Raw genomic sequence first — 23,059 nt, 5'->3', positions numbered from 1 at the left:
CATTTCCGGTCGTCTGTGATGTGAGGAGCAGGGCATGCGCGAAGGCCTGGTCGTCGGCACGAAGCACACCCATCGCTATGTGGTTCCGCCGGACAAGACGGTACGGCATCTCTATGCCGAATCGCCCGAGTTCGCCACCTTCCCCGAGGTGTTCGCCACCGGATTCATGGTCGGCCTGATGGAGTGGACATGCGTCCGTGCGATGCAGCCGTTCCTGGCACCGGGCGAGGGCAGTCTGGGGACGGCGATCTCCGTGACGCACTCGGCCGCAACACCCCCCGGACTCACCGTCACGGCCACCGTGGAACTGGTGGAGGCACGTGGGCGGCGGCTCACGTGGCAGGTGACGGCGCATGACGGCGTCGACGAGATCGGCTCGGGAACGCACGAGCGCGCCGTGGTCGACCTGGACCGCTTCACGCAGGGCGTCAAGGAGAAACTGCGCCGCGCAACAGCGCTTTCCGAATAGAGAATTGGCCGGACTCCCCGTCCCCCTCGGTCCATGATTCCGCGCAACCTGGCGGTCTGTGCGACGCGTTGTGCGGCATCACATCACCGAAAGAAGAGGGGGCGAGGAGACGTGCGGTCCACGGCCGGACACGATGCACCGCTCTCCCTGCAGGCCATCAGCGAGCTGGTGGCCGCGGAGGAGGCCGAGCAGTCCGAGGTCCTCCACCTCACCGCCAACGAGACGGTGCTGTCCCCGCGGGCCCGGGGCATGCTGGCGAGCCCGCTGGCCGGGCGGTATCTGCTGGAGCACCTGGAGATGCGGCAGTCGTCCCCCGCCCGGCTGGGCAATCTGCTGCTGCGCGGCCTGGACCGGATCGACGCGATCGAGCGGTCGGCGGCCGAGGTGTGCTCCCGCCTCTTCGGGAGCACATACGCCGAATTCCGCTGCCTTTCCGGCCTTCATGCCCTGCAGACCGCACTGGCCGCGCTCTCGGAACCGGGCGACACCGTGATGCGTGTAGCCACCAAGGATGGCGGGAACCCCTTCACTGAGCTGATGTGCCGTGCTTTCGGGCGGCGGAGCCTCAGTTATGTCTTCCACGACGACCAATCGCTGGACGCCGGCCGGACGAGAGAAGTCCTGGAAAGAGCGCGGCCGTCCCTCCTCCTCGTCGACCCGACCAACCATCTCTTCCCCTTCCCCCTCGCCGAACTCAAGGAGATCGCGGGCGACGTACCGGTGGTCTTCGACGCGTCGCACACTCTCGGCCTGATCGCGGGCGGCCGGTTCCAGGACCCGCTCCGCGAGGGTGCGGCGCTCATGCTGGCCAACACGCATGTGACGTTCTTCGGGCCGCAGAAGGGCCTGGTCCTCGGCAACGACCGGAATCTCATGGAGAAACTGGGCTACACCCTCTCCTCGGGAACGGTGAGCAGCCAGCACACCGCCTCGACCATCGCCCTGTTCGTCGCACTGCACGAAATGTGGCACGACGGGCGCGCGTACGCGGACCGCGTGGTGGACAACGCCGGGCTGCTGGCCGCACGCCTCCGGGAGCGCGGCGTCCCGGTCCTCGCCGAGGAGCGCGGCTTCACGGCGAACCACATGTTCTTCGTCGACACGCACGCGGCCGGCACCGGCCCCGTGGTGCTGGACCGGCTGGTGCGGGCCAACGTGTCGGCCAACCGGGTCGTGGCCTTCAACCGGGACACGATCAGGTTCGGGGTGCAGGAGGTCACGCGCCGGGGATACGGCGACGCCGAACTCACCGAAGCGGCCGGCCTCCTGGCCCCGTTGCTCCTCGGCACGGAGAAGCCCGAGCGGATCCGGCCGAGGATCGTGGAACTCGTACGACAGCACGATGCGGTGCATTTCACCGGTGACGCGTCGGCGACGGTCGGCCGGGCGGCGGCCGCCCCGGACCGGCCGGCCGCCTCCGGCCGGCCGCGGTGGATCGCATGGCGGCTGGATCCCGCCACCGCGCTCCCGCAGGGGGACTCCTTCGACCGGGTACGCGAACTCGGCGCCCTCGCCGGGGCGTTCCCGCACCAGATCGACTCCGCGGGCAACATCAGCTTCGCCGATCCCCGGGGCCGCCACTTCGTCACGGCAAGCGGCGCGTACATCAAGGACCTTGCGCCGGAGCACTTCGTGGAGGTCACCGGACTCGACGGCTGGACGCTACACTGCCGGGGCGACCGGCCGCCCTCCGCCGAGGTGTATCTGCACCACCTGCTGCGGGAGCACACGGGCGCCGCGTACATCGTGCACAACCACTGCATTCTGGGACGGGATGCGGAGGACGAGAAGGACGTCCTCGTCCTTCCGCCTCAGGAGTACGGAAGCGTGGCGCTGGCCGAGGCGGTCGCCGACGCGGCGGCCGACAGCCAGGTGATGTACGTCAGGCGCCACGGCCTCGTCTTCTGGGCGCCGGAATACGAGGAATGCCGTGCCCTGGTGGAGCAACTCGGCCGCAGGACCGGGGTGTTCTAGGGCGTGTCCGATGGGTCGGTGCGGGTCCTGCGGCGTCCGGTGCTGGGGGCACCTCCTGGGGGCACCCCCAGCGGTAGCTGGGGGAGCATCGCAAGGCGGAGCACCATCCGCGTACTGGGCGTACTCGGGTGATGCGACAACACGGCGAGGCGCCGTGCCTGGGGGCACCTCCTGGGGGCACCCCCAGCGGTAGCTGGGGGAGGTAGCTGGGGGAGCGTCGCAGGGCCTGTGCTGACCCATCGGACACGCCCTAGCCCCCTAGCGGCGCACGGAGGTCGTCTCCTCGGCGGGAGCCGCCGCCCTGACCCGGTCGTCGCGCAGCGCCGGGCGGGTGACGAACACGGTCAGCAGCGTCACCACCCCTGCCGCGAGCAGGCACCGGGGATAGCCGAACGCCCCGGCCGAGACGGTGAACAGATAGGGCGCACCGAAGCCGATGTAGATGAGCATGTAGAAGATCGCGACGAAGGCGGCCAACTCGCCTTCTTCGGCCAGGAGTTCCACTTCCCTCAGCCCCGACACGAGCAGCATGCCGTAACTGGCGCCGAGGAGAAGCGCGGCCGCGGGGACGACCGCGACCCAGCCGGAGGCCGCGGCTCCGGCGGCGACGACGAATCCGGCGGTGGCCAGCAGCAGCCCCACGACGGCGGCCCGCGCCGTGCCGCCCCGCGCGGCGAGCCGTCTCGTCATCGGCTGCACGGCGATCCCGGTGCCGAGGGTCAGGGCGGTGACGGCCCCGGTGAAGGCGACGCCGAGCCCGTGGGTGTGCGGAGCGGCCAGCGCCGTCAAGGTGGCGAAGACGGCGGTCGCGGTGCCGAACACCCACGGCGCCCAGACCGCCACGCCCAGCAGGAACCGCTTCCGCCGCGCCGCGCGGGGAGCCCGCCAGGGGGCGGGGTCCCGCTCCGCTGCCGGATCCGGCAGCCGCCACGCCAGGGGCGTCACCACGGCCATGATCAGCAGGTGCGGGACGTACGGCATGATCCGCGGCAGCGGGAGCCACTGTCCGGCCATGCCGGAGACCAGCGGTCCGCCGCCGAAGCCGGCGGACAGGAAGACGGCCGCCCGGCGCGCGCCCGCACCGGCCGGGGCCTGCACCGACAGCTCCTTCACCCATGCGCTTCCCGCGCTGAAGGCGGCCCCCGACGCCACTCCGGCCAGGAAGCGGCCCACATAGAGCAGTTCGGGCCGCGTTCCGCCCGCCATCAGCACGAGCGTCGCGACCGAAGACAGCAGCACGACCGGCCGGATGACGGTGCGCCTGCCCCGGCGGTCCGAATACGGCCCGGCGACGAGCAGGGCGGGGATGAGGCCCAGTGCGTACATCCCGAACATCGCCGTGAGGGCCGCCTCGGAGAGCCCGTTCTGCTCCCGGTACACCCGCAGCATGGGCGAGAACTGGTTGGCGCCCCATCCGACGCCGAACATCGCGAGGGCGGCACGCGCCCAGGCCGGGGGAACCTTCGACCGCATGCCCGGCTCCCTCTCGTCGGGAAACGCCAGAAGCGTTGGCGATGCGGCCATGCTAGGCGAGGCCCGTTGGCACGGCCACGCAGTTATGCGCCGACCGGGCCGGGGCGGGCGGCGTCACTCACTGCACCCCCGTCGCTTTGAGTGACCGCCGCACGCGGCGACTGGGACGTTAGCGATCTCGTGCGGGATATTGCAACTTGCTGCACCGGCGCGCAACGTACTGCACCGCCCCTCGGCAGCAATACGGACATTTGCTCCCGGAGCCCGAACTGTCGCCCCTGCGACTGGATCACCCTTTCACCAGGGCGTTAAAGTCCTGCGGTCAGGGGGCCGAACGCAGACGCGCGGGGGAGAAGAGCAGTGCTGCAGCAGGGGGGAGACGCGCGCATCCACCGGGCGAAGGCCGAAGTCGCCCGCCGCCTGCGGTACGTCCGGCAGCACCACCCCGAAGGACCGTTCACGCTGGCCGGACTCGCGGAGCGGGCCGGGGTCTCCAAGCGGACCCTGTCCCACGCCGAATCCGCGGACGGCTGCAACCTCACGCTGGAGACGCTGCTCAAGGTCTCGCACAGCCTGGGCATTTCGCGCGACGCCTACTTCCTCGACGAGCAGGTCTTCGAGCAGGTGAACACAGAACTTGCCGAACCGGCCGAGCCCGTCGCGCCCGCCGCGCCGGTGGACCGGCTGGCGGGGCTCATCGGCGAGATCCTCGCCTCCGCCGCCCAGGCGCAGCACGCCTTACGGGACCTCCCGGCGCCCCCTCCGGGCCGGCCGGGCCGCGACGACGAACGTCGATGATGGTGATGCGCTGGCGGCGGAGGAGATCCGCGAACGACACCGGGCCGGCCCCGTCCTTCCGGCAGCAGTGCGAGGAGCGCGTCCGCGCCCTCGGGCTGCCCGAGGGCGAGTTGACCCTGCAGGCGCTCTGCGCCCACATCGGCGCCTGCCTCGGCCGCACGGTCCACCTGGTGCCCCTGCCGCTCCCCGCGGGCAGCCCGGACGGCATGTGGATCTCGGCCGAGGGCAGCGACTTCATCGCCTTCGAGGCGCGGCTGGCCCCGGTCCACCAGCGCCAGGTGATCCTGCACGAGCTCGGGCACCTGGTCTGCGACCACGAGGCCGCCCCGGTGATGTCCCCCGAGGCGACCCGGCTGCTGATGCCCTCCCTCGACCCCGGCCTGGTGCAGCGGGTGCTGGGGCGCGAGCACGCCCACTCCCCCGCCGAGCGCGAGGCCGAGTTCGTCGGTTCGCTGCTGGGGCGGCGGATCGGCACCTGGACGCCGCAGCGGACGTGGCAGGTGCCGCCGGAGGCGGCGGAGCTGGCGGCCCGGCTGTCGGCGCTCGAGAGCCCGGCACACCGGAGCGGAGAAGAGAAAGCGCAATGAACCAGCTCAACGGCATCATGTATCCGGCGTGCGCCGCAGTGAACCTGCTGGCGTTCCTCTACAAGCTGCGGATCCTCCGCAGGGACCGGTCGCCCGCCCAGTGGGCGCTCGTCGGGAACTTCCTCTTCCCGTTCCTGATCTTCACGGTCTCGACCCCGGCGGTCTGGGTGGCCACCAGCGAGGCCGTCGGCATCCGCAACTTCTCGGGGCTGTTCACCCAGAGCTGCGTGATGCTGCTGACCGCCTGCCAGCAACTCGTCCTGCTGCACCTCACGTACGAGCGCGACGTGGCCTGGCGCAGGGCCGCGCCCCGGCTCATCGGCATCGGCGCGGTCCTCGCCGTCATGGTGACGCTCTTCTCGGCCGCCACCGAACTGCAGGAGAAGCCCACGGACTTCGCCCTGTCCAAGGCGCAGTTCTACCCCGCCTACCTCGCCGTCTACCTGATCGCCTACGCCTGGAACCAGGTCGACGTGTGCATCCTGTGCTGGCGCTACGCGGGCATCGCCCCGACGCCCTGGCTGCGCCGCGGGCTGCGGCTCGTCAGCATGACGCTGCCCGCCGCGATGCTCTACGCGGGCTGCCGGTTCGCCGACATCGTGGCCGGGCAGTTCGGCACCAGCGGGCACGCCTGGGAGCCGCTGGTGCCGATCGCGGTGACGGTCAACACCATCGGCAAGACGGCCGGCTGGACCATGCCCGACTGGGGGCGTTCGCTCAGCGCCCTGCGCGAGCGCGCGGAGCTGCGCCGCGCCCACCGCGAACTCACCCCGCTGCACGCCGCGTTGACGGCCCACGTCCCCGAACCCGTACTGGAGCTGGAGCCCGGCGCCGACCGGCGCACCCGGCTCTACCGCACCGTGATCGAGATCCGGGACGCCCAGTGGGCGCTGCGGGTCTGGATGGACCCGGCGGTCGCCGCGGCGGCGCGGTCCCACGGCGCGGAGGCCGGCCTGTCGGGCGATGCCCTGGCCGCCGCGGTCGAGGCGGCCCAGCTCGCCGGGGCGCTGCGGGCCAAGGAGGCGGACGTGCGGCCCGTCGAGCACGCGAGCACCCCGCTGGCGGCCGGTCCCGAGGACCTGGCGGCCGAACTGGCCTTCCAGCGCGGGCTCGCCCGCGCCTTCGCCGCGTCGCCGGCCGTCGCGGCCGCTCTCGCGCAGACCCCGCTCACCGCCGCCCCGGAGAGGACCGCATGACCCGCCAGGCCCCGACCGCCCAGCACCTCCCGCAGCCGTTCGACGCCGCCTTCTTCGCCGACCCGTACCGGGGATACGCGCGGCTGCGCGAGACGGCGCCCGTCCACCGGATAGCGCTGCCGGACGGCTCCCCGGTGTGGCTGGTGACGCGGGAGGCCGACGTGCGCGCCTGGATCACGGATCCGCGACTGTCGGTCAACAAGGCGCGCTCGGGCGTCGGTTACAAGGGCTTCTCCCTTCCCCCGGCCCTGGACGCCAATCTGCTGAACATCGATCCCGAGGACCATCTGCGGCTGCGCCGCCTGGTCTCCAAGGGCTTCACACCGCGCCGGGTCGAGGACCTGGGCGGGCTCGTGCAGGCGGCGGCCGACCGCCTCGCCGACGGGCTCGCGGCCGGCATGGACGCGCACGGCGGCGCCGATCTGGTCACCGCGTTCAGCAATCCGCTGCCGCTGGTCGTGATCGGCGACCTGCTGGGCGTCCCGGAACCGGACCGGCGGCCGTTCTCCGCCTGGATCGGCACGATGCTGGCGCCCGAGCACCCGGGCCAGGTGACGGAGGCCGTCGGCCGCGTGCACCGCTTCCTGCAGGAGCTGGTCGCCGCCCGGCGCGCGGCGCCCGGGGACGACCTGCTCTCCGCCCTGATCGTGGCCCGCGACGAGGGCGACCGGCTCGACGAGGACGAGCTGGTCTCGCTGGCGTTCCTGATCCTGATGGCGGGCAGCGAGAACGCCCAGCACCTCATCAGCGGCGGCCTGCTGACGCTGCTGCAGCACCCGGAGCAGCTGGCCGCGGTGCGCGCCGAGCCGGAGCTGCTGCCGGGCGCCGTGGAGGAGCTCCTGCGGTACGCGCACCCCAACCAGATGGCCATCCGCCGATTTCCCGTCGAGCCGGTGGAGATCGGCGGCGTCGCCGTGCCGCCGGGCGACACCGTCATGCTGTGCCTGGCCTCGGCCCACCGCGACCCGGAGCGCTACCCCGAGCCCGACCGCTTCGACATCCGCCGCGCGGACAAGGCCCACCTGGCGCTCGGCCAGGGCATCCACTACTGCCTGGGCGCGCCGCTGGCCCGCATGGAGATCCGGATCGCGCTGGCGACGCTGCTGCACCGCTTCCCGGACCTGGAACTCGCGGTGCCCGCAGACGAGTTGCAGTGGCGCACGTCGTTCCGCTCGCGGGCGCTCAGGGCTCTTCCGGTCCGCGGTACGGGCCGACGCGGGCGATGAGCAGGGCGACGTCGTCCTGGTCGTTGTCCTCGCGCAGGGCCGTCAGCAGCAGGTCGCAGGTCTCCTCCAGGTCGCGCCGGGGCCCGTCGAGGAGGGCGAGCAGCGCCTGCAGGCGGACGTCGATGGCCTCGTCCCGGGTCTCGACGAGGCCGTCGGTGTAGAGCACCAGCTGGTCGCCGGGCGCCAGGGTCATGCCGATGCTCTCGAAGGGGACGCCGCCGACGCCGAGCGGGGCGCCGGTCGGCAGGTCGAGCAGGAGGGGGCGTTCGCCCGGGCGCATCAGCACCGGGGGCAGGTGCCCCGCGGTGGCGACCCGGCAGAGGCCGGCGGCGGGGTCGCAGACGGCGTAGACGCAGGTGGCGATCGTCTGGTCGAGACCACTGGCGGTCCGGTCCAGGTGCTCCAGCACCTGCGCGGGGTCGAGGCCCAGCCCGGAGAGGGTGCGGGAGGCGGTGCGCAGCTGGCCCATGGCCGCGGCCGCGTTGATGCCGCTGCCCATGACGTCGCCGACCACCAGGGCGCTGGCGCCCCCGGACTGCGGGACGACGTCGAACCAGTCGCCGCCCACCTGGCTGGCCGCCCCGGCGGGCTGGTAGCGGTAGGCGACCTCCATGCCCTCGGGCTGCTGGGGCCGCTGGGGCAGCAGATTGCGCTGGAGGGTGAGCACGGTGGCGCGCTCGCGCTGGAACCAGCGGGCGTTGTCGATACAGACCGCGGCCCGGGCGGCGAGTTCGGCGGCGAGGACGACGTCGTCCTCGCCGAAGGGCTCGGGGTTGCTGACGCGCTTGAGGTCCAGGGCGCCGAGGACCTCGCCCCGGGCGATCAGCGGGACGGCGATGTAGGAGTGCACCCCGGCGCGCTCCAGCAGGGCGGCGGCCTTCTCGTTGCGGGCGATGCGGGCCAGGTCCCCCGGGCCCACGCGGGGCAGGTGGACGGGGCGGCCGGTGCGCACGCACCGGCTGACCAGGCGGTCGGCGTCGTACTGGGCGATCTGCCCCGTCGGGTCGGCGGCGGCCGCCGCCGAGGTGGCGCCGGGGGTGCGGGCGGCGGCCACGGCCAGGGCCCGGAAGACGACGTCCCCGTCGCCGGTGACCGCCGGGCCGCCCTGCAGGATGACGTCCAGCACGTCGACGGCGGCCACGTCGGCGAGGCGGGGCACGACGACCTCGGCGAGTTCCCGGGCCGTCTGGTCGAGGTCGAGCGTGGTGCCGATGTGCACGGAGGCGTCGGCGATCAGCTGCATGCGGCGGCGGAACTCCTCGATGGCGCGGTGCCGGTCGGTGACGTCCACGACGGAGACGGCGAGGCCCAGCACCCGGCCCCCGGGGTCCTCCAGGCGGTAGTACGAGACCAGCTGGGCCTGGCCGGATACGGCGGCGCCGCCCGCCAGGCCCACGGCGAGCTGGTCGAGCAGCGGGGTGCCGGTCGCGAGCACACGGAGCAGGTCGGCCTCGATCTGCGTCACGTCGGCGTGCGGCAGGGCCTCGGCCACGGTCTTGCCGAGGTGCTCCTCGGCCGGGAGGCCGTGCATGCGCTCCAGGGCGGGGTTGACCATCAGGTAGCGCAGGTCGGTGTCCAGGACGGCCAGCCCGATCGGGGAGCGGTCGATGAGCTGCAGCGAGAGCGCCAGGTGGCGTTCGACGTCGCGCAGCACCCTCTGGTCGGTGGCGATGCCCAGGGCGTAGCGGTGGCCGTGCTGGTCGTCCAGGCGCATGTTGCGGAACTCCAGCAGCAGCGGCCTGCCGTCCTTGTGCAGGGCGGGGAAGACGCCGGCCCAGCTCCTGCCCTCCCCCATCACGTGGGCGAAGAGCCCCAGGACCTCCTTGCGGTGCTGCTCGGCGACCAGCAGCGGGGCCGCGTGCCGGCCGAGCGCCTCGGCGGCCGTCCAGCCGAAGAGATCCTCGGCCTGCCTGCTCCACAGCACGATCCGCCCGTCCTGGTCGAGCACCACGGCGGCCACGCCCAGCTTGTCCAGGAGGCTTCCGGGCGCGTAGGCGACGGGCCCGTCGGACTCCTGGCGCGGCGGGAGCGCGTCGCTGGTGCCCATCCCGGGTCCTCCTTCCGCCGCCGCCCTAGGGGGTGTCCGATGGGTCAGTGCGGGCCCTGCGGCGTCCGGTGCTGGGGGCACCTCCCAGCGGTAGCTGGGGGAGCATCGCAAGGCGGAGCATCATCCGCGTACTGGGCGTACTCGGGTGATGCGACAACACGGCGAGGCGCCGTACCTGGGGGCACCTCCTGGGGGCACCCCCAGCGGTAGCTGGGGGAGGTAGCTGGGGGAGCGTCGCAGGGCCCGCACTGACCCATCGGACGCCCCCTAGCCGCCGCAGGTTTCCATGGTCCCCCCGAACCGGGCGGGTCCGCAGCCTGCGGCTCACCGGGCGGGGGCGGCTCCCGGGAGCGGAAGGGTGAACCAGACGGTGGTGCCCGTGCCGGACGCGTGGTGGCCCCACCGGTCCGCGAGCTGTTCGACGAGCCACATGCCGCGGCCGTTCTCGCTGTCCGCCGCGGCCTGCCCGCACCGCGGCGCCCGGCCCCCGGTGTCGGTGACCCGGGCGAGCAGGTGCGCGGGGGTGCGGCCGAGGGAGAGCTCGACGTCGCCGGTGCCTCCGCAGCCGTGCACGACGGCGTTGGTGACCAGCTCGGAGAGCAGCAGCACGGTGTCGTCGGCGAGGTCCTGCAGTCCCCACTCGGCGAGCAGCCGCCCGGCGAAGCGCCGGGCGGCAGCCACGGACCGGGGCGAGGCGGGGAGCGAGACGGCGTGCCCGGGCGCAGGGGTGGAGGCGGCGCGGGCCACGGGCGCGGGACTCAGGGTGTCACGGGTGAATACAGGCATCTGGCCCTGGCTCTGGTGCGATCGAGTGAGCGGGTTCCTCAACGTTCGCTCGCTTTCCGCCAGAGGTCTATACCCCAGGAGTCACAGAATCCTCACGAAGTGCGGTCCGCGCAGTCCCCCGGCCCGCAAGGGGGCGCGGGGAACTGCGCGGCCGGCCTGGAGCAGGCGGAGCGGCTAGGCGCTCGGGCACTGCTTCCAGGCGAGGTGGTAGATGGTGTTGATGTCGGCGTCCGTCGAGTCCATGGCCATGAAGCTCGTCGTTCTCCTCGGGTCCGAGGAGCCGGCGCCGACCCTCAGCTCGGTGTTGATGTTGAAGTTCCGCTGCTCACCGCAGGGCGCCCAGACCAGCGAGGCGACGTCGACGGAGTCGGTGACCTGCCAGTTGTCGCTGTACGGGCCGCTGAAGTAGTGGCTGCTGGGCGTGGTGACGGGCGAGCCCTGGAAGTAGTACGAGGCCTTCTGCTGGCCGTTCGCGCCGTCCGCGAGGCTGGCGAAGCCGCGGTAGTCGGCGCTGGCGATCGCGTAGGTGAAGCCCTGCGGGACGTGGACGATCAGGTTGAGCTGGCAGTTCTTGCGGAAGTCCGTGGGCTTGGCACCCACACCGACCTGGGCGAGGTACTCGCTGTAGGTGACGGTGAAGGCCGTGTTGTCCGGGGAGACCGCCACGGCTGCGGTTCCCGCGGGACAGCCCGATCCGTTGACCGTGGCGATCTCGATCACGATCTTGTCGGGCGGCGGGTCCTTGATGGTGCTGGGGTGGGTGGAGAACGACGAGGCGAGTAACGCCGCTATCGCTCCTGCTGTGAACAGACCGCCGGGCATGGCGCTCCAATCATCGGTTGTCTTCGGACCGCGAAGGCCCGAGGGGAAGACAAGGAAGACCTGGGAATCCTCACGGGGTACCCCTGAGCGGTAGGGCAGGCGTCCGGATTCGAGGAGTGCCGGGCCGTGATGCGCATGTCAGCGCGCGGTTTCCCACGGCCCGTGGGACGGACGAGCGTTCGGAATGATAGGGAGGGCGCGGGGAGTTGGCCAGACTTACCGGCAGGGGGAGGGAGTGCCTCCGGAAGGGGGGTTCCGCAGATCTGGCCGAAAATCGTCGTCAACCCTTGTAACGCCTGGTCAAGGGGGCGCGGGGCGCCCCGGGACCCTTGCGCCGCGGCACCTCGTCGCGCAGACTGGCTTTTAGGCAGAGCTAAAGGTGGCATCCTCGGAGGAGGACATCCCCGTGGGGACATCCTCGTGGAGGAGCAGCACATCTGACGACGCGACAGCTGTCGCGGGAGCACTGGGGGGCACCATGGCCTGGGGACGGACGGACAAGGCGGGAACCGACTACGGCGACCCCCAGGCCGCGGGCGGCAGGCTGGCCCGGCAGGCGACGGCCTCGCTCGCAGGGCTCCTCGCCGAACGCGGCATGACCCGCAAGGACTTGGCCGACCGCATGGGCGTCTCGCCGGGCCGGGTGAGCCAGATCCTCTCCGGCGGCGAGAACCTCACCCTCCGCTCCCTCGCCGCCGTCGCCGAATGTCTCGACGCCAGGGTCGAGATCGTCTTCTCCGACTCCCCCGGCACCCACGAGCCCGCCGGCACCAGGCCGGACGCACACCACGCGACCGCACCGGCCGGGACGTACGCCCACTCACGCCTTCGCTGAACCGCCGCCCGCCATCTGCTCCATGGCCGCACACGACAGGTGCTGCCGCTTGAGCTCCAGGAGCCGCTCCGCATCGCTGCGCTTGCCGTGGGCGTGCGCCAGCTCCAGCAGGCAGACCAGATACTGCTCCGTCTCACCGAATGCCCGGCGCACCCGGCGGATCTCCTCCCGCGTGGCCGGCCGGGCCTGCTGCTGACAGGCCTTCTCGACCTTCGTCTCCACCGTAATCCACCGCTGCGCGGCCGTCCGCACCTCGTTGTGACGGTCGTTGATCTCCCGCTTCATCTGGGTGCGCAGCCGTACGGGACGCCCCGGGGCGTCCACCCGCTGCAGCAGATGATGACGGACACCGCCCGCAAAGGCGTCGATGTCCCAGCAGTCGCGGAATCCCCCGGCCATACGCTCGCACCACTCGGCCCGGTCGGTCCGCAGACGCAGGGCCAGCTGATACAGCAACAGCGAATTGCCGAGGGTGAGCACGGCCATGACGGCGCTCTTGTCACCCTGCTCCCCGCGGCCGCGCGGCGCGACGCCCCAGCCGGCCGCGGCACCCACCGCCACGGGCGGCACGCTCGACGCGTGCGGCAGCAGCAGACCACTGGCCACGGCCGCCATGCCGGAGGTCCACAGCACCACGGCGACCGTCAGCCCCACCGAGCGGACCGTGCCCAGCAGCCGCCCGTCCTCGCGGAACCGGAAGATCAGGCACACCCAGGTCACGGGCGCGCACACGGCGGCGGGCAGTACCCACTCCGAGATCAAGGACGCCTGGTCCCCTGCCACATCGGCTCCCAGCTCTCACTCACAGCCCACCGTCACAACAAAATGATGTTCCCATCGCCCACTGTCACGGCGGGCAACGATCGGGCCAAGCTCCGGGGCGACCGCACGAATCGAGCCAGGACATCGAGCCAGGACAGGGCACGGTGCCGGGAGCACCATGGAAGGGCAGACGGCCATGGTCCCGACCCGGCAGGAGCCCGCCGATGGCGCGCGGAGCGTTGCGGATCTACCTCGGGGCCGCCCCCGGGGTGGGGAAGACCTACGCCATGCTCGAGGAGGGCCGGCGGCTGCGTGACCGGGGCGCGGACGTGGTCATCGGGTTCGCCGAGCCGCACGGACGGCGGCTCACCGCCGCCCTGGCCGAGGGGCTGGAGACGGTCCCGCGCCGCACCCTGGTGCACCGCGGGGCCTCGTTCACCGAGATGGACCTGGACGCCGTGCTCGCCCGCCGCCCGCAGACCGCCCTGGTCGACGAACTGGCCCACACCGACGTGCCGGGCTGCCGCAACGCCAAGCGCTGGCAGGACGTGGAGGAGCTGCTGGACGCGGGGATCGACGTCGTCACCACGCTCAACGTCCAGCACCTGGAGTCCCTCAACGACGTGGTCGAACAGATCACGGGCACCGTCCAGCACGAGACGCTGCCGGACGAGGTGGCCCGGCGGGCCGCCCAGATCGAACTGGTCGACCTCCCGCCCGAGGTGCTGCGCCGCCGTATGGTGCACGGCGACATCTACCCGGCGGACCGCATCGAGTCCGCGCTGACGCACTACTTCCGGGTCGGCAACCTCACCGCACTGCGCGAACTGGCCCTGCTGTGGCTCGCCGACCGGGTAGAGGAGGGGCTCCAGCGCTACCGCACCGACCACGGCATCTCCACCCCCTGGGAGACCCGCGAGCGGATCCTGGTCGGCCTGACCGGCGGCGCGGAGGGCGAGACGCTCATCCGGCGCGCCGCCCGGATCACCGCGCGCACCCCCGGCAGCGAGCTGCTGGCGCTCCACGTCGTCCCGGGCGATGCGCTCGTGGGCGGCAGCCCGGCCGCGCTCGACGGCCAGCGCGCCCTCGTGGAGTCCCTGGGAGGCAGCTACCACCAGGTCACCGGTGACGATGTCGTCGAAGGGCTGCTGGAGTTCGCCCGGGCGGAGAACGTCACCCAGATCGTGCTGGGCGCGAGCCGCCGGGGCCGGCTCTCGCTGCTGCTGCGCGCCGGGGTGGGGCAGCGGACGATCCACGGCTCCGGGCCCGTCGACGTGCACGTCGTCACGCACGAGGCGGCGGCCGGCTCCGGCGCCCTGGCCCGGCTGCCGCTGCCGCTGCCGTACCGGGGCACCGGCCGGCGGCGGTACTGGCTGGCGACCGCGGGCACGGTGCTCCTGCTGCCCGCGCTGACCTGGGCCCTGACGGCGCTGCGGGGCCGTCTCGACCTCTCCGCCGACCTGGTCCTCTACCTGCTGGCCGTCGTGGTGATCGCCCTCGTCGGGGGGCTGTGGCCGGCCCTGGTCGCCGCCGTGGCCGCGGTGCTGCTGGCGGACTACTGGTTCACCCCTCCCGCGTACTCCTTCGCCGTCGAGCACGGGCACGACGTCCTCGCGCTCGTCGTCTTCGTCACCGTCGCCGCGCTCGTCGGCTCGGCCGCGGGGACGGCCGCCCGGCGCACGTACCAGGCGGTGCGCGCCACGTCCGAGGCCCGGGCCCTGAGCCGGCTGGCCACGGCGATGATGCACGGGCAGGACCTGCCCGCGCTCATGGAGCAGATCCGGGAGAACTTCGGCCTCACCGCGGTGAGTCTGCTCGAACGGGACCCCGGTCCGGGCGCCCGGCCCCGCTGGTACGTCGTCGCCAGCGCGGGCGACCGGCCGCCCGAACGGCCTTACGACGGCGACCTGGAGAGCCCCGTCGACGACAGCCTCACCCTCGCGGCGCGCGGCCAGGGGCTGAGCCGGGAGGACCGGCAGCTCCTCGCCGCGTGCGCCGCGCAGCTCGCGGTGGCCTACACCCACGGCCGGCTCGCCCGGCACGCCGAGGAGACGGACACCTTCGCCGCCGCCGAGCGCACCCGCGCCTCGCTCCTGGTCACGGCGGTACGCGAGTTGAGGGCGTGCCTGGACACCGCCGCCGGGGCCCTCGCGCGGACGGACGAGCCGGAGCAGGCGCGGACGCCCGCCGTCCGGTCGTCGGTGCGCCGCGCGCGGCGGCTCGCCGCCGATCTGGACGACCTGAGCCGACTGCACGCCGGAGCGCTCGACCTCTACCTCCGCCCGGTGGAGCTCGGCGAGGTACTGACCACGGCCCTGGACGACCTCGGTCCCGGCGGCCACACGCTCGTCCTCTCGCTGCCGGAGGAGCTGCCCGACGTCATCGCCGACGCGGCCCTGCTCACCCGCGCCCTCACCGCCCTCGCCGCCGACGCGCTGCGCCACAGCCCGGCCGGCCAACCACCCGTCGTCACCGCCGAGTTGCTGCCCGGCGGCCGGCTGGCGCTGCGCATCACGGACGGGACGGACGGCTCCCCGGCCCCGGCCGAGCGGGGCCGGACGCTGGCCCTGCGGCTGTCCCGCGATCTCGTCGAGGCCATGGGCGGTTCGCTGCGGTCCACGGGTGCGCGCGCCGCGGCCTTCGCGGTGACGCTCGTCCTGCCGGCCTCGGCGGCCCCCCCCCCCCCCCCCCCCCCCCCCCCCCCCCCCCCCCCCGCCGCCCCGTGATCCCACGCGTCAGCGTGTTCCCGGGCTGCACACCCCGCGTACCACTAGCGTGTGCGCCTGTGTACCCACCTTGTTCCTCCGGCGGCGCACCCGTGTCCGGGGTTCAGAACAAGCCATCGAACGCAATAAAGCCCCCGTCAATATGGCGCCCCTCGGCGTCAGGAGCGCGCTAAGAGGGCTCGCCAGGGCGGTTGTCCGGCGCTTCGCTACCGGTGGCTCGAACGAGTCGGCGCACACGCCGTCGGTCCGTCCCCCACAGCTCCCTCACAGGAACCGACGGCTCCTTCTTCCCACTTCCTCCCCTTCACGAGGTGTATCGCCCATGGCTGATCTCGCCTTCGTCGGCCTCACGATCGTGGCCTTCGTCCTGCTCCACCTGGCGGTCAAGGGGGTGGAGCGGCTGTGAGCATCGAGAACGTCGTCGGCCTCGTCGTGGCCGTGGGCCTGCTGCTCTACCTGCTGTACTGCCTGATCTTCCCGGAGAGGTTCTGAATGAACGACACCCTCGCGGGCTGGCTGCAGATCCTCGCCCTCGTGGCCGCACTCGCCCTGTGCCACCGGCCGTTGGGCGACTACATCGCGCACTGCCTGACCACCACCCGCCATCTGCGCGCCGAACGGTTCCTCTACCGCGCGGGCGGCGTCGACGGCGACGCCGAACAGACCTGGCCCGCCTACATGCGCAGCCTGCTGGCGTTCTCCGCCGTGTCCGTGCTGTTCCTCTACGCCTTCCTGCGGCTGCAGAACCACCTGCTGCTCTCGCTCGGCATGAAACCCGTCGCCCCGGACCTGGCGTTCAACACGGCCACGTCCTTCGTCACCAACACCAACTGGCAGGCGTACTCCGGCGAGTCGGCCATGGGACACCTGGTGCAGATGGCGGGCCTGGCGGTGCAGAACTTCGTCTCGGCGGCCGTCGGCATCGCGGTGGTCGCCGCCCTGATCCGCGGCTTCACCCGCAAGCGCACCCACCACATCGGCAACTTCTGGGTCGACCTGACCCGCATCGTGCTGCGCGTCCTGCTGCCGATCTCGTTCGTCTTCGCCCTCGTGCTCGTGGCGGCAGGGGTGATCCAGAACTTCCACGGCGTCCAGGCCCTGACGACCATCGCCGGCGACCACCAGAGCATCACCGGCGGTCCCGTCGCCTCCCAGGAAGCCATCAAGGAACTGGGCACCAACGGCGGCGGGTTCTACAACGCCAACTCCGCCCACCCCTTCGAGAACCCCACCGGCTTCACCGACCTCATTGAGATCTTCCTGCTCCTGGTGATCCCGTTCGCCCTGCCGCGCACCTTCGGCACCATGGTCCGCGACCGCCGCCAGGGGTACGCGATCGTCGCCGTCATGGCGCTGATCTGGGCGGCCTCGGTGACGGTCGTCACCATCAACGAGCTGCACAGCGTGAGCAGTCCGGTGGGGCACGCGGCGGGCGGCATGATGGAGGGCAAGGAGCAGCGGTTCGGCATCTGGTCCTCCGCCCTGTTCGCCGTCTCCACCACGCTCACCTCGTGCGGCGCGGTCAACGCCGCCCACGATTCGTTCTCGCCGGGCGGCGGCGGACTGCTGATCTTCAACATGATGCTGGGCGAGATCGCCCCCGGCGGCACCGGTTCCGGCCTCTACGGCATTCTCGTCCTGGCCGTCATCGCGGTCTTCGTCGCCGGGCTGATGGTCGGCCGCACGCCCGAATACCTCGGCAAGAAACTCGGCAGCCGCGAAATCAAGTTCGCTTCCCTCTACATTCTCACCACCCCCGCCATCGTCCTCGTCGGCGCGGGCATCGCCATGGCCCTGCCCGGGGAACAGAAGGCGATGACCAATTCCGGTCCGCACGGCTTCTCCGAGGTGCTCTACGCGTTCACCTCCGCCGCCAACAACAACGGCTCGGCCTTCGCCGGGCTGCAGGCCAACACCGCCTGGTACAACACCGCCCTCGGCCTGGTCATGGTCTTCGGCCGCTTCCTGCCCATGGTGTTCGTGCTGGCACTGGCCGGCGCCCTGGCCCGGCAGCGCCCGGTGCCCGTCACGGCCGGCACCCTGCCCACCCACCGGCCGCAGTTCGTCGGGCTGCTGACCGGCGTGATCCTCATCGTCGTCGGCCTCACCTACTTCCCGGCGCTGGCGCTGGGGCCGCTCGCGGAAGGGCTGCACTGATGTCCGAGTCGCTCCCCCAGCAACAACCCCAGCACCAGCCGCACCGCGTCTCGGGTGGCCTGCTCGACCCCCGGCAGCTGCTCACCTCGTTCCCCGACGCCGTGCGCAAGCTCGACCCACGGCTGATGGTCCGCAACCCGGTGATGTTCGTCGTCGAGGTCGGCGCCGTGCTGACGACCCTGTCGGCGCTGAAGAACCCCAGCGTCTTCGCCTGGGTGATCGCGGCATGGCTGTGGCTCACCACCGCCTTCGCCAACCTCTCGGAGGCGGTGGCCGAGGGCCGGGGCAAGGCCCAGGCCGAGACGCTGCGCCGCGCCCGGACGCACACCACGGCCCGCCGCGTCCCGGACTGGCGGTCCGGTGCCGAGGCACCGCGGGAGGAGGAGGTGGCCGCCTCCGAACTGCAGTTGGGCGACCACGTCGTCGTCGAGGCGGGGCAGATCATCCCCGGTGACGGGGACGTCGTCGAAGGCGTCGCGTCGGTGGACGAGTCGGCGATCACCGGTGAGTCGGCTCCGGTCATCCGCGAGTCCGGCGGCGACCGCTCGGCCGTCACCGGCGGTACGAAGGTGCTGTCCGACCGCATCGTCGTGAAGATCACCTCCAAACCGGGCGAGACCTTCATCGACCGCATGATCGCCCTGGTCGAGGGCGCGGCCCGGCAGAAGACGCCGAACGAGATCGCCCTCAACATCCTGCTCGCCTCGCTGACCATCGTCTTCATGATCGCCGTGGTCACCCTCCAGCCCTTCGCGATCTACGCGAAGGCCGAGCAGAGCATCGTCATCCTGGTGGCGCTCGTGGTCGCCCTGATCCCGACCACCATCGGCGCCCTGCTCTCCGCGATCGGCATCGCGGGCATGGACCGGCTCGTCCAGCGCAACGTCCTGGCCATGTCCGGCCGCGCGGTCGAGGCCGCCGGCGACGTCAACACCCTGCTGCTCGACAAGACCGGCACCATCACCCTCGGCAACCGCCAGGCCGCCGAGTTCCTCCCGGTCCAGGGGGTGGGCGCCGACGAACTGGCGGACGCCGCCCAGCTGTCCTCGCTCGCCGACGAGACGCCCGAGGGCCGTTCCGTCGTCGTCCTCGCCAAGTGGCGGTACTCGCTGCGGGCCCGCGGCGAAGGGGAGCTGGAGGGCGCCGAGTTCGTCCCCTTCACCGCGCAGACCCGGATGAGCGGCGTGGACGTCGACGGCCGCCGCATCCGCAAGGGCGCGGCCGGCTCGGTGACCGCCTGGGTGACCGACAGCGGCGGCCGCCCCGGGGAGGAGGTGCACGAGATCACCGAACGCATCTCGCAGAGCGGCGGCACCCCGCTGGTGGTGGCCGTGGACGACGCCGACGGCGCCCGGGTGCTGGGCGTCATCCACCTCAAGGACGTCGTCAAGGAGGGCATCCGGGAACGCTTCGAGGAACTGCGCCGCATGGGAATCCGCACCGTCATGATCACGGGTGACAACCCCCTGACCGCACAGGCGATCGCGGAGGAGGCGGGGGTCGACGACTTCCTGGCCGAGGCGACGCCCGAGGACAAGATGGCCCTCATCAAGCGCGAGCAGGCCGGCGGCAAGCTGGTCGCGATGACGGGCGACGGCACCAACGACGCCCCGGCGCTGGCCCAGGCCGACGTGGGCGTGGCCATGAACACCGGCACCTCGGCCGCCAAGGAGGCCGGGAACATGGTGGACCTGGACTCCAACCCCACCAAGCTCATCGAGATCGTCGAGATCGGCAAGCAACTGCTGATCACCCGCGGCGCCCTGACCACCTTCTCCATCGCCAACGACGTCGCCAAGTACTTCGCGATCATCCCCGCGATGTTCGCCGTCGCCTACCCCGGCCTCGACAGGCTCAACATCATGAAGCTGCACAGCCCGACGTCGGCCATCTCCTCCGCGATCATCTTCAACGCACTCATCATCGTCGCGCTGATCCCGCTCGCCCTGCGCGGCGTGCGCTATCGGCCCTCGTCCGCGGCGTCCCTGCTCAGCCGCAACATCTGGCTGTACGGGCTCGGCGGGCTCGTACTGCCCTTCGTCGGCATCAAACTCATCGACCTGGCCGTCCAGTTCGTCCCCGGCCTCCACTGACGGCAGCCAGAAAGCCCAGAAGGCGAAGAAGGCGAGTTTTCATGCTCCTGCGTCTCCCACCCGCGGCCCGGCAGTACCTGTCGGCCCTGCGCATCCTGCTGGTGCTGACGGTCGTCACCGGCATCGCCTACCCCCTGGCCGTCACCGGCATCGCGCAGGCGGTCTTCCCCCGCCAGGCCGGCGGCTCCCTGATCGAGGATCACGGCAGGCCCGTCGCCTCCGCGCTCCTCGGCCAGAACTTCGCCCTGCCGAAGCGGAACCCCGCGGACCCGGCCGAGCAACTGCGCCCCGATCCGCGGTGGTTCCAGCCCCGTCCCTCGGCCGCCGACGCGGGCAAGGGGGCGGGCCCCTACGACCCGACGAACTCCGGCGCGTCCAACCTCGGACCCACCAACCCCGATCTGGTCAAGACCGTCGGCGATCGTCGCGCCGCGGTGGCCGCGTTCGACGGGGTCGATCCGGGCAGCGTCCCGGCGGACGCCGTTACCGCCGGCGGTTCGGGGCTGGACCCGGACATCTCCCCCGCCTACGCCCGCGAACAGGCGGCCCGGGTGGCCCGGGCGCGGCAGCTGCCCGTCGACCGGGTACGCCGGCTCGTCGAGCAGCACGTCGACGGGCGCAGCCTCGGATTCCTGGGCGAGCCCCACGTCAATGTCGTGGAGCTCAACCAGGGCCTGGCGTCGCTGGGATGAACCACCGCTACCGGGGCAGCGCGGCCAGGAACTCCAACAGGGCCGCGTTGACCTCCTCGGGGCGCTCCTGCTGGGTCCAGTGACCGCAGCCGGGAAGGGTGATGCTGCGGTGCAGCCGCGGCAGGATCCGGTCCAGGTTGGAGAGCACCTGGTCCATGCCGGGGAAGCTGCGGACGAGGTCGCGGTCGCCGGACACGAAGAGGGCCGGGGCCTCGATGCCGCGGCCCTCGAAGGGGGCGAGCAGCTCCCAGTTGCGGTCGATGTTGCGGTACCAGTTCAGGCCGCCGGTGAAGGCGCGGTCGCCGTGGTGCGCGTACTCGCGGGCGAAGACCCGGACATCCTCCTCGGTGAGCCACGCGGGGAGCTCCTTGGGCTCCCGCATGGTGTCGAGGAGCGTGGCGCCGTCGGGGACGACCCAGGGGCGCGGCGGGTCCGTGGCCGGGCTGCCGCCGTCGCTGCCGGACAGGAGACTGCGGAAGGTGACCGTCGGGTCCTGCGCCAACTCGGCGTCGGCGACGCCCGGTTCCTGGAAGTACTGCTGGTAGAACCCGTCCCCGAGCACCGCGCGCAGCCGGGGCAGCGGGGGCTCCTCGCCGCGCGGCAGGTGCGGGACGCTCAGCCCGGCGACCGCACGCACCACGTCCGGGCGCAGCAGCGCCGTCGTCCAGGCGACCGGGGCGCCCCAGTCGTGGCCGACGACGACCGCGCGCTCCTCGCCCAGCGCGTGGATCAGCCCGATCACGTCGCCGGTGAGGTGCAGCAGGCTGTAGGCGGCGATGTCGTCGGGCTGGTCGCTGCGGGCGTACCCGCGCTGGTCCGGCGCCACGACCCGGTATCCGGCCGCGGCCAGGGGCGCGAACTGGTGGCGCCAGGAGTACCAGCACTCCGGGAAGCCGTGCAGCAGCAGGACCAGCGGGCCCTCCCCCTGCTCGGCGATGTGCAGCCTGATGCCGTTCACCTCGACGTGGCGGTGTTCCACCGCGACGCTCATGTGCCCTCCCCTGCTCGAAGGTTGATTCCCGCACGATACGCCGCGTGGCGACCGCGCGGTCAGTGCGCCCCGTGCGCGAGCCGTTCCAGGTCGGCGACGGCCGACTCGACGTGCGGCAGGGTCAGTATCTGCCGCTGGGCGCAGCGCACTTCTTCGGCGATCCGGGCATCGCCGAGCAGCCGCCCGCAGACGGCGGCGACCCGCCCGGGGTCCGGGACGGCGGCCGGGCCCGCGATGCTGTCGCCCAGCCCGAGCTTCTGCACCCGGTCCGCGTTGGCGGGCTGGTCGCCGAAGCGGGGCGCCACGGCCATGGGCACACCGGCGCCCACGGCCTCCCTGATGCTGTTGTATCCCCCGTGGGTGACGAGCAGTTGGGCGCACCGGAGCAGCAGGGGCTGGGGGAAGCGGTCCACCAGGTGCACGCCGCCGTCCGCCGGGTCGTGCGCGACCGGGAGACCTCCGGTGGCGACGACGGCCACACAGTCCAGCTGCGCCAGCCCCGCGACGACGGCGTTCAGCACCGGCGCGGCGTCGAAGGCGTTCCCCGGCAGCCCTGCCAGCATGGGCAGCACGGTGCCGAAGGCGGCGATCACCAGCGGTCTGTCCGTGGGCAGTTCGGCCATCCAGCCGGGCAGGGCCTCGGCGGGGTCGACGTCCGCGGGCTGGCGGTAGGCGAAGGTCGTGACGGCCGGGTGGGCCGTGAACGAGAAGGCGGGCGGCATGCAGTCCAGGCGGCCGTGCCGGTGGATCCAGTACGGATCGTCCGCGGCGGGCAGTCCCAGCCGGACGCGGTGTCCGTTCAGGACGGGCAGCAGGTGCACCGGGTCGAGGTGGTTGGCCGCGCCGGACGGCGCCGCCACGTGCGGAACGCCCAGCACCTCGGCCACCAGGCACCCGGCGAACTCGCCGCCGTCACGGACCAGCAGGTCCGGGCCGAAGTCGCGGGCGGCGGGCAGCAGCGCGGCACAGCTGTCGGCGAGGTGGGGGCCCGCGAAGAACTCCACGGCCCCCGCCCCCGGCGGCCCGGCCGCAGCGGCGGCCCCGCCCTCGCGGAAGCGACGGGCCATGTGTTCGTGGAGATCCGCCATGACCCCCGCGGTCCGCACCTGCCGGCCCGCGAAGCCGGCCACGAACTGCGGGGGTGCGGCGACGAGCACGGCATGGCCCGCCGCGGCCAGTGCCGAGACCAGCGGCAGCAGGGCCCTGGCATGCGAGGAGGATCCGGTGACGGTACAGAGCACGCGCACCCGGAAATCCCTGTCCCCGGAACCGCAAACGGAAACCCGCATTCATCCCCGGGACGGAAAATACCCCGGGCGGATTGACGCCCGGGGTATTTCTCTGCGTATATTGGATGTTTCCCTGCCCGGTCAATTCAGGCCAGGGGCAAGCTTTATAGGGGCATTCTATCGGGGCGGGAGCCGA

General features: G+C 72.3%; 19 protein-coding genes. 12 read left to right on the top strand and 7 right to left on the bottom strand.

Annotated elements, in window-relative coordinates; genetic code table 11:
• The first annotated feature begins 34 nt into the window (after positions 1–34).
• Together flK and ACLHRZ_RS04780 are read left to right on the top strand one after the other, a co-directional pair.
• On the top strand, positions 35–469 hold the full coding sequence (gene flK, locus ACLHRZ_RS04785) for a fluoroacetyl-CoA thioesterase (protein WP_490416971.1): 435 nt from the start codon (positions 35–37) through the stop codon (positions 467–469).
• Between the two features lie 111 nt (positions 470–580).
• Entirely contained in the window at positions 581–2,443 is a 1,863-nt protein-coding gene (locus ACLHRZ_RS04780; protein ID WP_490416970.1) for a fluorothreonine transaldolase, read from the top strand.
• Between the two features lie 258 nt (positions 2,444–2,701).
• Here the strand turns inward: ACLHRZ_RS04780 and ACLHRZ_RS04775 are convergent, their stop codons facing one another.
• Positions 2,702–3,916, bottom strand: a complete 1,215-nt coding sequence (locus ACLHRZ_RS04775; protein ID WP_490416969.1) for an MFS transporter — start codon at positions 3,914–3,916, stop codon at positions 2,702–2,704.
• A gap of 360 nt (positions 3,917–4,276) precedes the next feature.
• Here ACLHRZ_RS04775 and ACLHRZ_RS04770 point away from each other — a divergent pair, with 360 nt between their 5' ends.
• The 4 genes from ACLHRZ_RS04770 to ACLHRZ_RS04755 are packed head-to-tail and all read left to right on the top strand — an operon-like array spanning position 4,277 to position 7,723.
• Positions 4,277–4,714 (top strand): helix-turn-helix domain-containing protein, encoded by a 438-nt coding sequence (locus tag ACLHRZ_RS04770; RefSeq protein WP_490416968.1) that lies wholly within the window; start codon positions 4,277–4,279, stop codon positions 4,712–4,714.
• Positions 4,711–5,301 carry an ImmA/IrrE family metallo-endopeptidase gene (locus ACLHRZ_RS04765; protein ID WP_490416967.1) on the top strand — a complete coding sequence of 197 codons (591 nt, stop codon included), beginning with the start codon at positions 4,711–4,713 and terminating at the stop codon, positions 5,299–5,301. Before ACLHRZ_RS04770 ends, ACLHRZ_RS04765 begins: the two co-directional genes overlap by 4 nt.
• Complete coding sequence (locus ACLHRZ_RS04760) at positions 5,298–6,497, top strand: MAB_1171c family putative transporter (RefSeq protein WP_490416966.1); 1,200 nt, start codon at positions 5,298–5,300, stop codon at positions 6,495–6,497. The genes ACLHRZ_RS04765 and ACLHRZ_RS04760 overlap by 4 nt, the downstream gene beginning before the upstream one ends.
• Positions 6,494–7,723, top strand: a complete 1,230-nt coding sequence (locus tag ACLHRZ_RS04755; RefSeq protein WP_490416965.1) for a cytochrome P450 family protein — start codon at positions 6,494–6,496, stop codon at positions 7,721–7,723. The genes ACLHRZ_RS04760 and ACLHRZ_RS04755 overlap by 4 nt, the downstream gene beginning before the upstream one ends.
• Here the strand turns inward: ACLHRZ_RS04755 and ACLHRZ_RS04750 are convergent.
• From ACLHRZ_RS04750 to ACLHRZ_RS04740, 3 genes are all read right to left on the bottom strand, one after another.
• On the bottom strand, positions 7,680–9,770 hold the full coding sequence (locus ACLHRZ_RS04750; RefSeq protein WP_490416964.1) for a SpoIIE family protein phosphatase: 2,091 nt from the start codon (positions 9,768–9,770) through the stop codon (positions 7,680–7,682). The genes ACLHRZ_RS04755 and ACLHRZ_RS04750 overlap by 44 nt on opposite strands.
• A 324-nt stretch (positions 9,771–10,094) precedes the next feature.
• Complete coding sequence (locus tag ACLHRZ_RS04745) at positions 10,095–10,556, bottom strand: ATP-binding protein (RefSeq protein WP_490416963.1); 462 nt, start codon at positions 10,554–10,556, stop codon at positions 10,095–10,097.
• Between the two features lie 174 nt (positions 10,557–10,730).
• Positions 10,731–11,378: a DUF4360 domain-containing protein gene (locus ACLHRZ_RS04740; RefSeq protein ID WP_490416962.1), complete on the bottom strand. Its 648-nt coding sequence runs from the start codon at positions 11,376–11,378 to the stop codon at positions 10,731–10,733.
• A gap of 478 nt (positions 11,379–11,856) precedes the next feature.
• Between ACLHRZ_RS04740 and ACLHRZ_RS04735 the strand changes: the two genes are divergently transcribed.
• Positions 11,857–12,213 (top strand): helix-turn-helix domain-containing protein, encoded by a 357-nt coding sequence (locus tag ACLHRZ_RS04735; protein ID WP_490416961.1) that lies wholly within the window; start codon positions 11,857–11,859, stop codon positions 12,211–12,213.
• On the opposite strand, the gene ACLHRZ_RS04730 is transcribed toward ACLHRZ_RS04735, so the two are convergent.
• Positions 12,199–12,996, bottom strand: a complete 798-nt coding sequence (locus ACLHRZ_RS04730) for a hypothetical protein (protein ID WP_490416960.1) — start codon at positions 12,994–12,996, stop codon at positions 12,199–12,201. The two genes, ACLHRZ_RS04735 and ACLHRZ_RS04730, sit on opposite strands and share 15 nt — an antisense overlap.
• Positions 12,997–13,199: 203 nt before the next feature.
• On the opposite strand from ACLHRZ_RS04730, the gene ACLHRZ_RS04725 reads away from it, so the two are divergent.
• From ACLHRZ_RS04725 to kdpC, 5 genes are all read left to right on the top strand, one after another.
• Positions 13,200–15,701 carry a sensor histidine kinase gene (locus ACLHRZ_RS04725; RefSeq protein WP_490416959.1) on the top strand — a complete coding sequence of 834 codons (2,502 nt, stop codon included), beginning with the start codon at positions 13,200–13,202 and terminating at the stop codon, positions 15,699–15,701.
• 402 nt (positions 15,702–16,103) lie between these two features.
• The gene (gene kdpF, locus ACLHRZ_RS04720) at positions 16,104–16,193 is read left to right on the top strand and encodes a K(+)-transporting ATPase subunit F (protein ID WP_490416958.1); all 90 of its coding nucleotides are present in this window, start codon (positions 16,104–16,106) and stop codon (positions 16,191–16,193) included.
• Positions 16,194–17,858: a potassium-transporting ATPase subunit KdpA gene (gene kdpA, locus ACLHRZ_RS04715; RefSeq protein ID WP_490416957.1), complete on the top strand. Its 1,665-nt coding sequence runs from the start codon at positions 16,194–16,196 to the stop codon at positions 17,856–17,858.
• The gene (gene kdpB / locus ACLHRZ_RS04710; protein ID WP_490416956.1) at positions 17,858–19,951 is read left to right on the top strand and encodes a potassium-transporting ATPase subunit KdpB; all 2,094 of its coding nucleotides are present in this window, start codon (positions 17,858–17,860) and stop codon (positions 19,949–19,951) included. The genes kdpA and kdpB overlap by 1 nt, the downstream gene beginning before the upstream one ends.
• Positions 19,952–19,992: 41 nt before the next feature.
• Positions 19,993–20,643 (top strand): potassium-transporting ATPase subunit KdpC, encoded by a 651-nt coding sequence (gene kdpC / locus ACLHRZ_RS04705; protein WP_490416955.1) that lies wholly within the window; start codon positions 19,993–19,995, stop codon positions 20,641–20,643.
• Positions 20,644–20,650: 7 nt separating this feature from the next.
• On the opposite strand, the gene ACLHRZ_RS04700 is transcribed toward kdpC, so the two are convergent.
• Together ACLHRZ_RS04700 and ACLHRZ_RS04695 are read right to left on the bottom strand one after the other, a co-directional pair.
• A complete protein-coding gene (locus tag ACLHRZ_RS04700; protein ID WP_490416954.1) occupies positions 20,651–21,634 on the bottom strand; it encodes an alpha/beta fold hydrolase in 984 nt (327 codons plus the stop codon).
• A 59-nt stretch (positions 21,635–21,693) separates the two neighbouring features.
• Positions 21,694–22,881 carry a glycosyltransferase gene (locus ACLHRZ_RS04695; protein WP_490416953.1) on the bottom strand — a complete coding sequence of 396 codons (1,188 nt, stop codon included), beginning with the start codon at positions 22,879–22,881 and terminating at the stop codon, positions 21,694–21,696.
• Positions 22,882–23,059 lie beyond the last annotated feature (178 nt).

The sequence above is a fragment of the Streptomyces sp. AM25 genome (assembly GCF_058146165.1).
This window is presented reverse-complemented; position numbering and strand designations above follow the sequence as displayed.

Coding starts and splice junctions, on each gene's coding strand:
- ACLHRZ_RS04700 (WP_490416954.1), bottom strand. CDS start 21,634: ATGAGCGTCGCGGTGGAACACCGCCACGTCGAGGTGAACGGCATCAGG.
- ACLHRZ_RS04755 (WP_490416965.1), top strand. CDS start 6,494: ATGACCCGCCAGGCCCCGACCGCCCAGCACCTCCCGCAGCCGTTCGAC.
- ACLHRZ_RS04725 (WP_490416959.1), top strand. CDS start 13,200: ATGGCGCGCGGAGCGTTGCGGATCTACCTCGGGGCCGCCCCCGGGGTG.
- ACLHRZ_RS04765 (WP_490416967.1), top strand. CDS start 4,711: ATGATGGTGATGCGCTGGCGGCGGAGGAGATCCGCGAACGACACCGGG.
- kdpB (WP_490416956.1), top strand. CDS start 17,858: ATGTCCGAGTCGCTCCCCCAGCAACAACCCCAGCACCAGCCGCACCGC.
- ACLHRZ_RS04760 (WP_490416966.1), top strand. CDS start 5,298: ATGAACCAGCTCAACGGCATCATGTATCCGGCGTGCGCCGCAGTGAAC.
- flK (WP_490416971.1), top strand. CDS start 35: ATGCGCGAAGGCCTGGTCGTCGGCACGAAGCACACCCATCGCTATGTG.
- kdpA (WP_490416957.1), top strand. CDS start 16,194: ATGAACGACACCCTCGCGGGCTGGCTGCAGATCCTCGCCCTCGTGGCC.
- ACLHRZ_RS04735 (WP_490416961.1), top strand. CDS start 11,857: ATGGCCTGGGGACGGACGGACAAGGCGGGAACCGACTACGGCGACCCC.
- kdpC (WP_490416955.1), top strand. CDS start 19,993: ATGCTCCTGCGTCTCCCACCCGCGGCCCGGCAGTACCTGTCGGCCCTG.
- ACLHRZ_RS04750 (WP_490416964.1), bottom strand. CDS start 9,770: ATGGGCACCAGCGACGCGCTCCCGCCGCGCCAGGAGTCCGACGGGCCC.
- ACLHRZ_RS04745 (WP_490416963.1), bottom strand. CDS start 10,556: ATGCCTGTATTCACCCGTGACACCCTGAGTCCCGCGCCCGTGGCCCGC.
- ACLHRZ_RS04775 (WP_490416969.1), bottom strand. CDS start 3,916: ATGCGGTCGAAGGTTCCCCCGGCCTGGGCGCGTGCCGCCCTCGCGATG.
- ACLHRZ_RS04740 (WP_490416962.1), bottom strand. CDS start 11,378: ATGCCCGGCGGTCTGTTCACAGCAGGAGCGATAGCGGCGTTACTCGCC.